Below are 14,880 nucleotides of genomic sequence, written 5' to 3'. Positions count from 1 at the left end.
CGCGCTCGACGCGGATGCAAAAACGGCACCGTCGGATGGTCCGGTGCCGTCAGGCTGTACGTCCCGTCATTACATCTTCACGACGTCGAGGACCGCTTTCTTGCCGTCCTTGAAGTCGTAAAGCGTAATCGCGCCTTCTTTCAGGTCGCCCTTGTCGTCGAATGCGATGTGACCGATTACACCTGTGTAGTCAGTCGAGGGCATCGCAGCGAGCACCTTGGGCGGCTCGATCGAATTGGCGCGCTTCATTGCGTCGACGACCACGTATACAGCGTCATACGTGAACGGCGCGTAAATCTGCACCGGCGTGTGGAAGCGTGCGTCGTACTTCTTTTCGAAGTCCGCTCCCCTTTCCATCTTCGAAAGCGCAAGTCCTGCTTCCGAACACACGAGGTTCTGGACGGCACTGCCCGCCAGTTCCCCCACCTTGTCGGTGCACACGCCGTCGCCGCCAAGGATTTTTGCCCTGATTCCGAGCGCCGCTGCCTGTTTTGTGAACGGCCCGCCCGTTGCATCCATGCCGCCGAACATGATGGCGTCCGGCTGGGCACTTTTAATCTTTGTGAGGATGGCCCGGAAATCCGTGGCCCGATCATTGGTCGCCTCGCGCGCAACGATCTTTGCGCCACCCGCTTCCGCCGTCTTCGCGAATTCGTCAGCAAGACCCTTGCCATACGCAGTCGCGTCGTCGACCACGGCGATCCGTTTCGCGCCGAGTGACTTCGTCGCGTAGTTCGCCAGCGCCGGACCTTGCTGCGCATCGGTCGCGACGACCCGGTAGGTCGTCTTGAAGCCTTGCTGCGTATAGGCCGGATTCGTCGAGGATGGCGATATCTGCACAATGCCCGCGTCGCTATATATCTTCGAGGCCGGAATCGACACACCGGAATTCAGGTGCCCGACTACGGCAACTACACGATCGTCCACCAGCTTCTGCGCGACCTGCGTGCCCGTTTTCGGATCGCCCGCATCGTCCTGCGCGTCGAGTTGCAGCTGGATCTTGCGGCCGTCGATGGTCAATCCCTGCGCGTTGATCTCTTCAATGGCGAGACGCGCCCCGTTTTCATTGTCCTTACCCAGATGCGCAATGCCGCCCGTCAATGGGGCCGCATGACCGATCTTCACGACAGTCACGTCGCTCGCGCTCGCCGCCGACACTGCCACCGCCGCCGATGCACTCTTGTCCGCCTCGCCTTCGTTCTTTTTGCTGCACGCGGTCAACATCGCAACCGCGGCCGCGATGGACACGGCACAAGCAAACTTGACTCGCATTAAATAGGTCTCCTGCGCCTTGCTAAATCTGGCGTTCCGAGGCGCTCAAGCCCTGAGAACGCGCGCATTGTAACTCCAATTTTGCGACGGGCAATATTGTTGGAAGCGCAGGGTTTTCCTGCATTGCAACCGTGCTGTGAGGCCCTTACCCGCCCATCATCGCAACCGGGTTGCGCCAGTTTTTCGTGCATCAGTTGCACCACCGCTGACGCCTTGCAGCATCAGATGTTGCAGACATTTCGCTGCGAGCCTGATGCTGCGGACTTCGGCACATCCTTCCGTCTCAATATTATGTTAGTCGGCAGATGCACCGTATTTGTGCGTACGTTTGCGGATTACGGCAATTGTCTGCAGTAAAACGGGGCGCGATCGGCGTTCAGCGTCCAAATTACGCCCCGGAAAACAAAAAGAATGTTCGCCCCGACACCGTCCCTTGATTGTTTTTCGATGATATGGCACCGTTTTTAAGGGTAGTTCTCGTGGGCAATGGCAATAAAAAAGCGCGCCCGCGGCGCGCTTTTTTAGTTGGGGACAGGTCGTCAGGCGGGCAAACCGAGCCCGCGCGGCAACGGAAACGCAATGTTTTCCTCGATGCCTTCCAGCGCACGCACGTTGCGCACGCCCAGTTCGCGCAGACGGCCGATCACGGCCTGCGCCAGTGCTTCCGGCGCCGACGCGCCCGCCGTCACGCCGATGCGGCGCTTGTCGGCGACCCACGCGGGATCGATCTGATCCGGCGAGTCAACCATATAGGCAGGCACGCCGAGCTTTTCGGCCAGCTCGCGCAGCCGGTTGGAGTTCGAACTGTTCGGGCTGCCGACGACGATCACCACATCGCATTGCGGCGCCATGAACTTGACGGCGTCCTGGCGGTTCTGCGTCGCGTAGCAAATGTCCTGCTTCTTCGGTTCCTTGACGTTCGGATACTTCGCCTTCAGCGCGGCAATGATCTGCGCGGCGTCATCCACGGACAGCGTGGTCTGCGTCACGTAGGCGATGCGCTCAGGGTCGGCGAGCTGAAGCGCCTGCACGTCCTCGATATCCTCGACGAGATACATGCCCTCGGCCGTCTGTCCCATTGTCCCTTCGACTTCGGGGTGGCCCTTGTGGCCGATCATCACGATGTCGAAGCCTTCCGCGCGCATCTTCGCCACTTCGATGTGCACCTTGGTGACGAGCGGGCAGGTCGCGTCGTACACGCGTAGACCGCGTTCATCGGCCTCAGCCCGCACGGCCTTCGACACGCCGTGCGCGCTGAAGATCACCGTGCTGCCCGACGGGACTTCTTCGAGTTGCTCGATGAAGATCGCGCCCTTCTTGCGCAGATCTTCGACGACATACGCGTTGTGAACGATTTCGTGACGCACGTAGATCGGCGAACCGTACAGCTTGATGGCGCGTTCGACGATCTCGATCGCCCGATCGACGCCGGCGCAGAATCCGCGCGGCTGCGCAAGCAGGATTTCAGCTTCGGCGAGTGTCGTGTCCGTGATGCTCATGTTTACAGGATCCCGATGATTTTGACTTCGAACGTCAGCGCCTGGCCGGCGAGCGGATGGTTGAAATCGAAGAGAGCCGAGGTTTCACCCACTTCCTTCAGCACGCCGGCGTAGCGACCGCCACCCGGCGCATTGAATTCGACGAGATCGCCCGGAGAAAAATCCTCGCCGATCATCGCGTTTTCGCGCAGCGTTGCCAGCGACACGCGCTGGATCAGCTCCGGATTGCGCGGGCCGAAACCCTGACCCGGCTCTAGCTGAAAGGTCGAGTGGTGGCCCACCTTCAATCCCAGCAGAATGTCTTCCAGCGGCGGCGCCAACTGGCCCGCGCCGAGCAGCAGCGTAGCGGGTTTGTCATTGAAGGTGCTGACGATCTCGGCGCCATCGGCAAGCGAAAGCCGGTAGTGAAGTGTGACGTGCGAACCGGGTTTCACTTCGGAGATGTCGATGATGCTCATGCGGTACTCGTTCGGTCGTGGCGCGCGGCGCACAAACGCAGCGGCGCGGGTCGCGCGCATGGCGGCGGGCCCGTGCCATGCCGGGGGCGCCGTGCGCAAAGGATCTATTGTAAGCCACATATCCCGAGCCGGCTGGAACGTTGCTGCGCAGCGCTTTGTCGCCGCGTCATCCGAATTTCGAAGGACATTGCCATGACCGACACGATAATCATGCCGCACTTTGCGGCAGAAAAGCCTCCGACACGCCGCCCGCAGCCGCCGTGGCCAACCCGCGACATGCCGCGCGAGCGGCTGCTCGAGGCAGGTCCGGCGGCGCTCTCCGACACCGAACTCGTCGCGCTCGTGCTGGGCTCCGGGCTTCCCGGCCACAACGTGTTCGACGTCGCGTGCTCGCTGCTGGAGCGCTTCGGCTCGTTGCGCGCGATGCTCGACGCGACGCCAGAAGATCTGGACGGCGTGCGCGGCGTGGGCCCGGCCAAGCGCGCGCAACTGCTGGCGATCATGGAGATGGCGCGGCGCGCGCTCGCGGAAAAGATGCGCGAGCGTCCGCTGATCGATTCCCCCGAATCCGTCGAGGACTATTTGCGGCTGTTGATCGGCTCGCGGCCTTACGAGGTGTTCATCTGCCTCTTTCTGGACACACGGCACCGGCTGATCCGCTCGGAAGAAAACTCGCGCGGGTCGCTCACGCGGATGGCCGTCTACCCGCGCGAGATCGTCCGGCGCACCCTGTCGGTCAATGCGGCAAGCCTGATCGTCGCGCACAATCACCCGTCCGGCGCCGTCAAGCCGAGCGCCAGCGACCGCCAGCTCACGCGCGTGCTGCGCGACACCCTTGCGCTGATCGACGTGCAACTGATCGACCATCTGGTGATCGGCGCGAACGAGACATTTTCTTTCGCCCGCGCGGGCTGGCCGTGAGCCGCTGCGCAACGCAGACGGCTGCGTTGCGCATCTGTCCTGTCCGTCGCAAATAAGGTTTGATAGTTCAGCTCTTTTTCTGCTAGAATTTCGGTTTGCCTCTTTCCAACCCCTGTTCCGAAGCCTCAAGGCCTTTCCGGAAAGCGAGAGATTAAGTCGGCTACGGCTTGGTTCTTATGTTTTCCCGGGAAACTTCACGGCGTTCCGAACTCAGAATTAGCGTATTAGGAGTGCTCTCATGGCACGCGTATGCCAAGTAACTGGGAAAGCGCCGATGAGCGGCAACAACGTTTCCCACGCGAACAACAAGACCAAGCGTCGTTTTCTCCCGAACCTGCAGAATCGCCGTTTCTGGGTTGAAAGCGAAAACCGTTGGGTGCGCCTGCGCGTCTCGAACGCCGGCCTGCGCCTGATCGACAAGAACGGTATCGACACCGTGCTCGCTGACCTGCGCGCACGTGGCGAAGCCTAAGGAGTAAATCATGGCCAAGGGCGCACGCGACAAGATCAAGCTGGAATCGACCGCTGGTACGGGTCACTTCTACACGACCACGAAGAACAAGCGCAACATGCCGGAAAAGATGGAGATCATGAAGTTCGATCCCGTCGCCCGCAAGCACGTGGCGTACAAGGAAACGAAGATCAAGTAATCTGGTCTTCTTCCTGTCGAAAAAGCCCCGCATCATGCGGGGCTTTTTGTTTTTCGGCTACCCGCTTCGCGGCTGCCCTGTTCACAATCCCCTCCTCTTCCGGCGCGCGCAATAGTCTAGGCCGTTCGGTCAGCTTTTCCTCGGCGGTCTCAACGCGTATGCTGTTCGGTTTCCCAATCGAACGGTCGTGGCGGCGCTCGCCGCACCGGCCGCGCAATACGACGGAGAGAGGAGATGAATTTCGATGTAGCGATTGTCGGCAGCGGACTCGCCGGATTGAGTGTCGCGTTGAATCTCGCGCAGACGCGGCGCGTCGCCGTGATCGCCAAGCGTTCGCTGACCGACGGCGCCAGCGACTGGGCGCAAGGCGGCATCGCCGCCGTGCTCGACTCGGCGGATAGCGTCGAGAATCACGTCGACGACACGTTGATCGCCGGCGGCGGCCTATGCGACGAAGCCGCGACGCGCTTTATCGTCGAGCACGGCCGCGAGGCGATCCAGTGGCTGATCGACCAGGGCGTGCCATTCACGAAAGACGACGCCGCGGAGCTCGGCTTTCACCTGACGCGGGAAGGCGGCCACAGCCATCGGCGCATCATCCATGCCGCCGACGCCACGGGCCACGCTGTCGTCGCAACGCTGAGCGAGCGCGTGCGGCAGCATCCGAACATCACGCTGCTCGAAGACCACTACGCGATCGACCTGATCACCTCGGACCGGCTCGGCCTGCCGGGACGTCGCTGTCACGGCCTGTACGCGCTCGATCTCGCAAGCGGCCGCACCGTCACCATCGAGGCGCCGCATACCGTGCTCGCGACGGGCGGCGCGGGCAAGGTGTACCTGTACACGACCAACCCCGACACCGCGACAGGCGACGGCATCGCAATGGCCTGGCGCGCGGGCTGTCGCGTGTCGAACATGGAGTTCATCCAGTTTCACCCGACATGTCTGTTTCACCCTTACGCCAAGTCCTTCCTGATCTCGGAAGCAGTCAGAGGAGAAGGCGGCATTCTTAAGCTGCCCGACGGCACGCGCTTTATGCCCGCTCACGACGAACGCGCCGAACTCGCGCCGCGCGATATCGTGGCGCGCGCGATCGACTTCGAGATCAAGAAGCGCGGTATCGACTGTGTGTATCTCGACATCAGCCATCAGCCGCCGGAATTCCTGCGCGAACACTTCCCGACCATTCTTGCGCGCTGCCTCGAGTTCGGCATCGACATCACGAAAGAGCCGATTCCCGTGGTGCCGGCGGCGCACTACACATGCGGCGGCGTCGTCACGGATCTCGCCGGGCGCACGGATCTGTCGGGGCTTTACGCCGTCGGTGAAACGTCGTGCACCGGCCTGCACGGCGCGAACCGGCTCGCGAGCAATTCGCTGCTGGAGTGCCTCGTGATCGGTCGCTCGGCCGCGCAGGCAATCGAAGACGAAGGTTTCGGCGCGGCCGTGCATGCGCCGCTGCCCGACTGGGATGAGAGCCGCGTGTCCGACCCCGACGAAGAAGTTGTCGTCGCGCACAACTGGGACGAACTGCGCCGCCTGATGTGGAATTACGTCGGTATCGTGCGGACGGACAAGCGGCTCGCGCGCGCGAAACACCGGCTGACCTTGCTGCGCGATGAAATCCACGAGTACTACGCGAACTTCAAGGTGAGCCGCGACCTGCTGGAACTGCGTAATCTGGTCGACGTCGCGTCGCTGATCGTCGAAAGCGCGCGTTCGCGTCGCGAAAGCCGCGGGCTGCACTACAGCCGCGACTGGCCGAACGCGCTGCCCAAAGCGCTGCCAACCGTGCTTTCGCCGGAGCGCGTGCCGAACCGCAACGTGTAGCCGTCGCACGTCGCGCATGAAAAAGGCCATCGCCGGTCCGACTGGCGATGGCCTTTTGCTTGAATCGTTCAGCCGCGGCGTATCAAACGATGCGCATCGAAAAATCTGTCGCCCGCACGTCCTTGGTCAACGAACCGACTGACACGCGATCGACGCCCGTCTCGGCAATCTGCCGGATCGTGTCGAAGTTCACGCCACCCGACACTTCGAGCACCGCGCGCCCTGCCGTGATGCGCACGGCGTCGCGCATCATGTCGAACGAGAAGTTGTCGAGCAGAATCGACTGTGCGCCATGCGCGAGCGCCGATTCCAGCTGATCGAGCGTTTCGACTTCGATCTGAATCGACACACCCGCGTTCAGCGCGAGCGCCGCCTGCATCGCCGCGCCGACGCCGCCCGCCGCCGCGATGTGATTCTCCTTGATCAGGATGCCGTCGTAGAGCGCGAGACGCTGGTTCGCGCCGCCGCCCACGCGCACCGCGTACTTCTGCGCCAGACGCAGTCCGGGCAGCGTCTTGCGCGTATCGAGCACGCGCGCGCGGGTATGCGCGATTGCGTCGGCGAATTTGCGCGTCGCGCTCGCCACGCCGGACAGCATCTGCAGGAAATTGAGGCCGTTGCGTTCAGCCGTCAGCAGCGCGCGCGCCGGGCCGCGCAGCGTGCACACCACGGAATCCGCGGCCATGCTGTCGCCCTCGCGATAACGCCATTGCACTTCTATGCGCTTATCGACGCGGCGCATCACTTCGTTGAACCACGGTACACCGCACAGCACGGCCTCCTCGCGCACGATGATGCGCGCGTCGCGCATTTCGTCGGCGGGCACGAGCAAGCCCGTCAGGTCACCGCTGCCGACGTCTTCCGCAAGCGCATCGCTGACGTTGCGCGCGATCGCGGCAGCAAACGCTTCACCGTACTGCGCCTCGATTTCCGCGAAGAGCGGCGAGACAGCGTCCTTCAACTCCAGTTGGTCGTTCGCGCCCATCAAGCGGCTCCAACGTTCGAGAACAGCGCCGTATCGCGCGCAAGATCGCCGCTTGCCTGCACGCGCTTCTTGTGACGCGCAGCGAAATCGAGCATCCGGTCGATCGGCAGACGCGCGCGCGCGCCGAGCGACGGGTCGACGAAGATTTCGTTGTGGCCGCGCTCCAGCACATCCGCGAGATTGCGCAAGCCGTTCATTGCCATCCACGGACAATGCGCGCAGCTCTTGCATGTCGCGCTGTTGCCCGCCGTAGGCGCTTCGATGAAGGTCTTGCCTGGCGCCGCGAGCTGCATCTTGTGCAGGATGCCGAGGTCCGTCGCGACAATGAAGTGCGTCGCGTTGCTGTTCTTCGCGGCGTCGATCAGTTGCGTCGTCGAGCCGACCACATCGGCCTGCGCGACCACGCTTTCCGGCGACTCGGGATGCACGAGCACCTTCGCGTCCGGATATTCGGCGCGCAGCAGATCGAGTTCGACGCCCTTGAATTCGTCATGGACCAGACACGAGCCTTGCCACAACAGCATGTCGGCGCCCGTCTTCTTCTGGATATAGCTGCCCAGGTGACGGTCCGGCGCCCAGATGATCTTTTCGCCGCGAGCGTGAAGATCCGCAACGATTTCCAGCCCGATCGACGACGTCACCATCCAGTCGGCTCGCGCCTTCACCGCTGCACTCGTATTCGCGTAGACGACGACCGTGCGGTCCGGATGCGCGTCGCAGAAAGCGGAAAATTCGTCGACAGGACAGCCGAGGTCGAGCGAACAGGTCGCGTCCAGATCGGGCATCAGAATGCGCTTGCTCGGGCTCAGAATCTTCGCGGTTTCGCCCATGAATCGCACGCCGGCAACGACCAGCGTCTGCGCGTCGTGATCGCGTCCGAAGCGCGCCATTTCAAGCGAATCGGCCACGCAACCGCCCGTTTCATCCGCAAGTTCCTGCAGTTCCGCGTCGACGTAATAGTGCGCGACGAGCACCGCCTTTTCACGCTTGAGCAAGCCGCGAATACGCTCCTTCAGCGCGAGCCGTTCCTGCGTCGACGGCGCGTCGGGCACCTTTGCCCAAGCCTGCCCCACACCGCAGGCCGCGCCTTGCGGACGGTCATACTCGACGCTCCTGATCGCCTGATTCATGATCTCCTCTGCCCTTCTGACTCCGCCGCCGACAGCCATTTCGGCGGCCCAAAAAGAAAAACCCCGCCAACGCGGGGTTTTGTGACGTAACGAAAGTTTAATGGATTTCGTCGCGTATCAGGCGTAGCGCCGCAGGCGCATCGCAAATTCCTGTAGGGCCTTGATGCCGCTTTGTTCCGCGCGGTGACACCAATCTTGCAATTGCACCAGCAGTTGTTCGCGCGATGCGTTCGAACGCTCCCACATGGCGGCCAGTTCATTGCGCAGTTCGATGTACGTGCGCAATTTCTGGCTGTTCGCGAAAATCTGCGGCAACTGGCGACGCTGCGGTTCGTCCAGACCCGCCTCTTCCTTGTGGAACCAGCCACGCGCGCCGCGCATCAATTGATACTTTTCGCGCGCGCCCACTTCCTTCAGATGCGCGAGTTCCTGACGGTAAGCGCGCTTGATCGCCTTCGCGTAAGTCGCCATTACTTCATAGCGGTTCGCGAGCACGGCTTGCAGCGTGTCCTGATCGAGCACGAGCTTGCCCGAGGTCAGACGCGGCGTCGGTGCGATCTTCTTCACCTTGGCAAGACGGAACGCCGACATGATACGGATATACATCCAGCCGATATCGAACTCGTACCACTTGTTCGACAGCTTCGCGGACGTCGCGTACGTGTGGTGATTGTTGTGCAGCTCTTCGCCGCCGATGATGATGCCCCACGGAATCAGGTTCGTGCTCGCATCCGACGAATTGAAGTTGCGATAACCCCAGAAGTGTCCGAGACCGTTGACGACGCCCGCCGCCCAGAAGGGAATCCAGATCATCTGCACAGCCCACACGCTCAGACCGACGATGCCGAACAGCGCGACGTCGATGACCATCATGATGCTCACGCCGAGGATCGGGTACTTCGTGTAGACGTTGCGCTCGATCCAGTCGTTCGGCGTGCCGTGGCTGAACTTGCGCATCGTTTCTTCGTTCTTCGCTTCCGTGCGATACAGCTCGGCGCCTTCGAGCAGCACCTTCCAGATGCCGCGCGTCTGCGGGCTGTGCGGATCTTCTTCGGTCTCGCATTTCGCGTGGTGCTTGCGGTGAATCGCAGCCCACTGACCCGTGAGCATGCCCGTGGTCATCCACAGCCAGAAGCGGAAGAAGTGGGCCGCAACGGGATGCAGATCGAGCGCGCGGTGCGCCTGGCAGCGGTGCAGATAGACAGTGACGCCGATAATCGTCACGTGCGTGACGGCGAGCGTCCACAACACGATTTGCCACCACGAGAAACGCAGTGCGCCATGGGCAAGGAAATCAAGCAAGGAATTCAACAAGGCCATTTACCTAGGAACGGAAGACATTCGCAGAAGGATACAACGGCGGATGTCAAGAAAGTGAAAGCAACCAGTTAGTTAGGACGATATTCTACGCGAACGGTTCCAAGTGTCTGTAACAAAAAAGGAAATTGTTGTGCTGCATCAACCGCTTGCCGCTGATAACGGGGCAGGATTCGCGTGAATTTGCCCGCCGGGCCCCCTTATCAGGCGGCCCCGCCAGATTCGGTCGCGGCGCGCCCGGTCATTGTTACCGCCTGCGACACGATGTCGCTGGAGCCTGCGACGATGCGCACTTCGCGCTGCGCATACGGAATCGCGATCCCATTCTCCGAAAAGAGCCGCCAGATGTTGCGGTTCACGTTCGAGCGCACGCCGGACGTGCCCGTCGCCGCGTCCTGAATCCAGTAGCCGAGTTCGAGATTGATGCCGTCCGGCCCGAAGCCGGCCAGATAAGGCGTCGGCGCCGGATCCTGCAGCACGCGGTCGACGTTTTGGGTGGCCTCGACGAGCAGCGCCATCGCCTTTTCGACGTCGGTCGAATACGAGATCTGGAGCGTCGCCTTGGCGTTGCCGCGCGTCAGGTATGACGATTGATTCTGTACGACATCGGTGATCAGCTTTTCGTTCGGAACCAGCGTTTCGATCCCATCGAGCCCGCGCACCACCGTATAGCGCGTACGGATCTGCGTGACCATGCCTTGCAGCCCGCTCACGTTGATCGTGTCGCCGATGCGCAGCGACCGGTCGATCAGGATGATGAAGCCCGACACGTAGTTGCTCGCGATCTTCTGCAGGCCGAAACCGAGACCCACACCGAGCGCGCCGCCGAATACGCCGAGCACCGTGATGTCGATGCCGACCAGCGACAGGCTGATCAGGACGGCCCCGAGTATCAGCAGCGCCCGGCCGACGCGCGACAGTACCACTTTCAGGTTCGCGTCGAGCGCGCCCGAGCGCATCAGCCGGTCTTCGAGCGCCGCGCCGAGCCACATCGCGACGATCATCGTCACGCAGACCCACAGCAGCCCGGACAGCAGCGACAGCAGCGTCACATGCGTATTGGCGATCCTGAACTGCACGCTCGCCATCCACTTGAGCACGTCGTTCTGGATACCCATCACGGTCAGCACCATGCCGACCCAGACGATCAGCGACACGACCTTTTCGACCAGCGACAGCCACGTATGCGCGTTGCCGTCGCGGCCGAACACGCGCCGCGCGAGATAGAACACGATGTAGATCAGCCCGATGCCGAACAACGGCACCAGCGCCAGATCGAGCAGCGAAGTGTGGATGAACTGCCCGACGATCGCCCGTGCGATCCACACGAGCACGCCGCCCAGCAGCGGAAAGAGCGCGCGGTTGAGCGCCTCGGCGCCGAAGCGCAGCGCGCCGTAGCGGGTTTCCCGCTTTGCATCGAGCGCGCGGCGCATGAGCCGCGCGAGCAGATACGCAAACGCGAGCGTGCCGAGCAGCACGCCGACCTGCCAAAGAATCACGGGCTGGCCGAAGTCGCGCACGACGTCGCCCAGCATGTGGAAGAAGAGATGGTTTTGCATGATGTTTCCAGCGGCTGGCGTTTCCAGCGGCCGGCGCGGCGCTCACAAGGCGCGCGCCGGCCGGACCAGCTCAAGCCCGGCCGTTCGCGTGGCGGCCCTTAGCCGCGGCGTTCCAGCACGGCCGCGAAGAAGCCGTCCGTCGCATGACGATGCGGCCAGAGCGACAGGTAATCGCCCATTTCCAGTTCGATGCGCTGTTCGGCGAGCACGTCGCGCGCAGGCACCAACGCGAAATCCGGGTGATCGGCGAGAAACTGCTGTACGACACCTTCGTTTTCCGCGTCGAGGATACTGCACGTCGCATAGACGAGGCGGCCGCCCTTCTTCACGAGACGCGCTGCGCTCGTCAGGATGGACAGCTGCTTCGGCGTCAGTTCAGCGATCGATTCCGGCGACTGGCGCCATTTCAGATCGGGGTTGCGGCGCAGCGTGCCGAGGCCGCTGCACGGCGCATCGACCAGCACGCGGTCGATCTTGCCCGCGAGCCGCTTGATCTTCGCGTCGTGTTCGCTGTCTATCAACACCGGGTTCACGTTCGACAGCCCGCTGCGCGCAAGGCGCGGCTTGAGTTTCGCGAGGCGCCGGTCGGAGATGTCGAATGCATAGAGACGGCCTGTCGAGCGCATCATCGCGCCGAGCGCCAGCGTCTTGCCGCCCGCGCCCGCGCAGAAGTCGACGATCATCTCACCGCGCTTGGGCGCGACCAGCGAGCACAGCAACTGGCTGCCCTCGTCCTGCACTTCGAGCCAGCCGTCCTGGAACGCATCGAGCTTCGTGAGCGGAGGCTTGCCGACCACGCGGATGCCGAACGGCGCGAACGGCGTCGCACCCGCCTCGATGCCCGCCCTCGACAGCGCGGACAGCACTTCGTCGCGGCTCGCCTTGATCGGGTTCGCGCGGAGATCGAGCGGTGCCGGGTAGTTCAACGAGGCGGCCAGGTGCGCGAGTTCCTCGGCTTCGAAGCGCTTGCTGAGCGCCTGGTAGATCCAGTCGGGAAGATTCAGGCGGGTGCGCAGCGGCAAGCTCTGCGGATCGATCTTCGACACGTGCTCGAGCCATGCGTTTTCCGCGTCCGACATGAACGGCTTCAACGCCGTGCGGCCCGCCGTCTGCATCAATCCGAGCAGCGTGAGGCGGCGAGTAGGACTGCCCGTGCCGCCTTCCGCCAGGTGCGCAAACTCCATCCGGCGACGCAGCACCGCGAATACCGCTTCCGCGATTACGCCGCGTTCGCCGTGACCGAGCTTCGGATGCGCTCGGAAAAAGCGGCTGGTCGCTGCATCGGCGGGGCCGGTGAATTTGAGAACGTCGGCGAGCAGCGTCTCGGTTTGTCCAATCAGGAATCCATGCAGTTTCATTCGCCCTCCCTGGCGGTGTTCTGGCTTGTTGTGTCAAGGAAGAGCCATTGAGGCTCAGGTGGCGTTACGGTGACGCGCAGGCCGTCGACGGCAATCCGCCCTTCGATGAACCAGCGCACTGCACGCGGATAAATGACATGTTCGGTTTCGAGCACGCGCGCGGCGAGCGTCGCGGCGTCGTCGCCGGCCAGCACGGGCACGGCCGACTGCAGGACGATCGGCCCGTGATCGAGCGTCGGCGTGACGAAATGGACCGACGCGCCGTGCAGCCGCACGCCGGCGTCGAGCGCCTGCTGGTGGGTCTTGAGGCCAGGAAAGCTCGGCAGCAGCGACGGATGCACGTTGATCATGCGCCCAGCATAACGATTGACGAACGCGTCGGTCAGCACGCGCATGAACCCGGCGAGCACGACGAGATCGGGCGCGAAACCGTCGATCTCGCGCGAGAGCGCGGCATCGAAGCTGTCGCGATCGGGAAACTGGCGATGGTCGACGACCTTCGTGGCAATACCTTGCGATGCCGCGAAATCGAGCCCGGCGGCATCGGGACGGTTGGCAATCACGGCGGCAACACGTGCCGGCCAGCCTTCGCTCGCGCAGGCGCGCACGATGGCTTCCATGTTGCTGCCCCGTCCGGAAATCAGAATGACGAGATTTTTCATTGGCGGATTTTATCATTCGGCCAGGCCCCGATCCGCGCGCCGGCGCCGTGTGGCGCCCTGTGCGTTTATAATCGATTGTTTTGCGGCATCCGGCCCGCTCAAATCCTTCGCCTCTATCGTGAGAGTCTTCCGCGGTCTTCCCAATGCCGAAAGCCGTGCGCCGTGCGCACTGACCATCGGCAACTTCGACGGTGTCCACCGCGGGCATCAGGCGCTGCTCGCCCGCGTTCGCGAGGCTGCAGACGCGCGCGGCCTGCCCGTCTGCGTGATGACCTTCGAGCCGCATCCGCGCGAGTTCTTCAATCCCGCCAGCGCGCCGCCGCGCATCGCGATGCTGCGCGACAAGCTCGAAGCGCTGCGCATGAACGGCGTCGACCGCGTGGTCGTCGAGCACTTCAACCATACGTTCGCCAGCCAGTCGCCGGATACGTTCGTCGAGCGGATCATCGTCAACGGCCTGCATGCGCGCTGGGTGATGATCGGCGACGACTTCCGCTACGGCGCGAAGCGCGTGGGCGATTTCGCGTCGCTGAAGGCGGCGGGCGAGCACTACGGCTTCGAGGTCGAGCAGATGGCCACGGTCGCCGATCCGTCCGGCGCACGCATCTCCAGCTCGGGCGTGCGCACGTCGCTGATCGCGGGCGACCTCGATTCGGCGCGCGCCGCGCTCGGCCGCGATTACCTGATCAGCGGCCACGTCGTGCACGGCCTGAAGCTCGGCCGCGACCTCGGCTTTCCCACACTGAACCTGCCCATCGCACACAAGCGTCCCGCGCTGTCGGGCATTTTCATCGTGCGCGTGCATGGCATCGCGGACCAGCCGCTGCCGGGTGTCGCGAGCCTCGGCTTGCGCCCCACTGTCGACGACTCCGGCCGCGTGTTGCTCGAAGTGCATCTGCTCGACTGGCATGGCGACGCGTACGGCAAGCTGGTGCGCGTCGAGTTCCTGAAGAAGCTGCGCGACGAAGAAAAGTTCGTCGATCTCGAAACGCTGACGGCCGCGATCGCGCGTGACGTCACGAACGCCCGCGCATGGTTCGAGGCAATCGGCGACGCGCCGGGCAGCCGTTCCACTGGCTTCGCCACGTCGGCCACCGATCGAATTAGATGACCGTCGCGGTACGTGCGCAGCGCTTGCGCGAACCACGTACCGTCCGCCGCGCATCGACGGGCGCCGCACGCAGCATGTGCAACGGCCCGCGTCGCGCGCGACGCAGGGCGCCGCACGGCGCCATC

Annotated in this window: 14 protein-coding genes; 5 read left to right on the top strand and 9 right to left on the bottom strand. The window is 63.2% G+C overall.

The window, feature by feature from the left end; all coding sequences use genetic code 11:
• Positions 1-69: 69 nt before the first annotated feature.
• The 3 genes from C2L66_RS03285 to C2L66_RS03275 form a co-directional block, all read right to left on the bottom strand.
• Complete coding sequence (locus C2L66_RS03285; RefSeq protein ID WP_054933935.1) at positions 70-1,272, bottom strand: branched-chain amino acid ABC transporter substrate-binding protein; 1,203 nt, start codon at positions 1,270-1,272, stop codon at positions 70-72.
• A gap of 539 nt (positions 1,273-1,811) precedes the next feature.
• A complete protein-coding gene (ispH, locus tag C2L66_RS03280) occupies positions 1,812-2,771 on the bottom strand; it encodes a 4-hydroxy-3-methylbut-2-enyl diphosphate reductase (protein ID WP_054933934.1) in 960 nt (319 codons plus the stop codon).
• 2 nt (positions 2,772-2,773) lie between these two features.
• Positions 2,774-3,229, bottom strand: a complete 456-nt coding sequence (locus C2L66_RS03275) for an FKBP-type peptidyl-prolyl cis-trans isomerase (RefSeq protein WP_035987541.1) — start codon at positions 3,227-3,229, stop codon at positions 2,774-2,776.
• A 210-nt stretch (positions 3,230-3,439) separates the two neighbouring features.
• On the opposite strand from C2L66_RS03275, the gene radC reads away from it, so the two are divergent.
• From radC to nadB, 4 genes are all read left to right on the top strand, one after another.
• Positions 3,440-4,150: a RadC family protein gene (radC, locus tag C2L66_RS03270; protein ID WP_224100386.1), complete on the top strand. Its 711-nt coding sequence runs from the start codon at positions 3,440-3,442 to the stop codon at positions 4,148-4,150.
• Positions 4,151-4,388: 238 nt separating this feature from the next.
• Entirely contained in the window at positions 4,389-4,622 is a 234-nt protein-coding gene (rpmB, locus tag C2L66_RS03265) for a 50S ribosomal protein L28 (protein WP_007586227.1), read from the top strand.
• 10 nt (positions 4,623-4,632) lie between these two features.
• Positions 4,633-4,800 (top strand): 50S ribosomal protein L33, encoded by a 168-nt coding sequence (rpmG, locus tag C2L66_RS03260; RefSeq protein ID WP_004185395.1) that lies wholly within the window; start codon positions 4,633-4,635, stop codon positions 4,798-4,800.
• 234 nt (positions 4,801-5,034) lie between these two features.
• Entirely contained in the window at positions 5,035-6,633 is a 1,599-nt protein-coding gene (gene nadB / locus C2L66_RS03255) for an L-aspartate oxidase (RefSeq protein WP_054933931.1), read from the top strand.
• A gap of 82 nt (positions 6,634-6,715) precedes the next feature.
• On the opposite strand, the gene nadC is transcribed toward nadB, so the two are convergent.
• The 6 genes from nadC to purN all read right to left on the bottom strand — a co-directional run bounded on the left by nadC (position 6,716) and on the right by purN (position 13,644).
• On the bottom strand, positions 6,716-7,618 hold the full coding sequence (gene nadC / locus C2L66_RS03250; protein WP_060602059.1) for a carboxylating nicotinate-nucleotide diphosphorylase: 903 nt from the start codon (positions 7,616-7,618) through the stop codon (positions 6,716-6,718).
• Positions 7,618-8,748 (bottom strand): quinolinate synthase NadA, encoded by a 1,131-nt coding sequence (nadA, locus tag C2L66_RS03245; RefSeq protein ID WP_060602062.1) that lies wholly within the window; start codon positions 8,746-8,748, stop codon positions 7,618-7,620. The genes nadC and nadA overlap by 1 nt, the downstream gene beginning before the upstream one ends.
• A 117-nt stretch (positions 8,749-8,865) precedes the next feature.
• The gene (locus C2L66_RS03240) at positions 8,866-10,062 is read right to left on the bottom strand and encodes a DesA family fatty acid desaturase (protein ID WP_054933949.1); all 1,197 of its coding nucleotides are present in this window, start codon (positions 10,060-10,062) and stop codon (positions 8,866-8,868) included.
• Positions 10,063-10,268: 206 nt separating this feature from the next.
• Complete coding sequence (locus C2L66_RS03235) at positions 10,269-11,624, bottom strand: mechanosensitive ion channel family protein (protein ID WP_060602064.1); 1,356 nt, start codon at positions 11,622-11,624, stop codon at positions 10,269-10,271.
• A 98-nt stretch (positions 11,625-11,722) separates the two neighbouring features.
• Positions 11,723-12,982, bottom strand: a complete 1,260-nt coding sequence (locus C2L66_RS03230) for an RsmB/NOP family class I SAM-dependent RNA methyltransferase (RefSeq protein WP_054933927.1) — start codon at positions 12,980-12,982, stop codon at positions 11,723-11,725.
• The gene (gene purN, locus C2L66_RS03225; RefSeq protein WP_060602067.1) at positions 12,979-13,644 is read right to left on the bottom strand and encodes a phosphoribosylglycinamide formyltransferase; all 666 of its coding nucleotides are present in this window, start codon (positions 13,642-13,644) and stop codon (positions 12,979-12,981) included. The genes C2L66_RS03230 and purN overlap by 4 nt, the downstream gene beginning before the upstream one ends.
• Before the next feature lie 118 nt (positions 13,645-13,762).
• On the opposite strand from purN, the gene C2L66_RS03220 reads away from it, so the two are divergent.
• Positions 13,763-14,755, top strand: a complete 993-nt coding sequence (locus tag C2L66_RS03220; RefSeq protein ID WP_054933925.1) for a bifunctional riboflavin kinase/FAD synthetase — start codon at positions 13,763-13,765, stop codon at positions 14,753-14,755.
• Positions 14,756-14,880: the final 125 nt, after the last annotated feature.

Source organism: Paraburkholderia caribensis, from assembly GCF_002902945.1.
Classification (GTDB): Bacteria; Pseudomonadota; Gammaproteobacteria; order Burkholderiales; family Burkholderiaceae; genus Paraburkholderia; species Paraburkholderia caribensis.
Note: the sequence above shows the minus strand (reverse complement) of the source record. Positions and strands in the feature narration are given on the sequence as shown.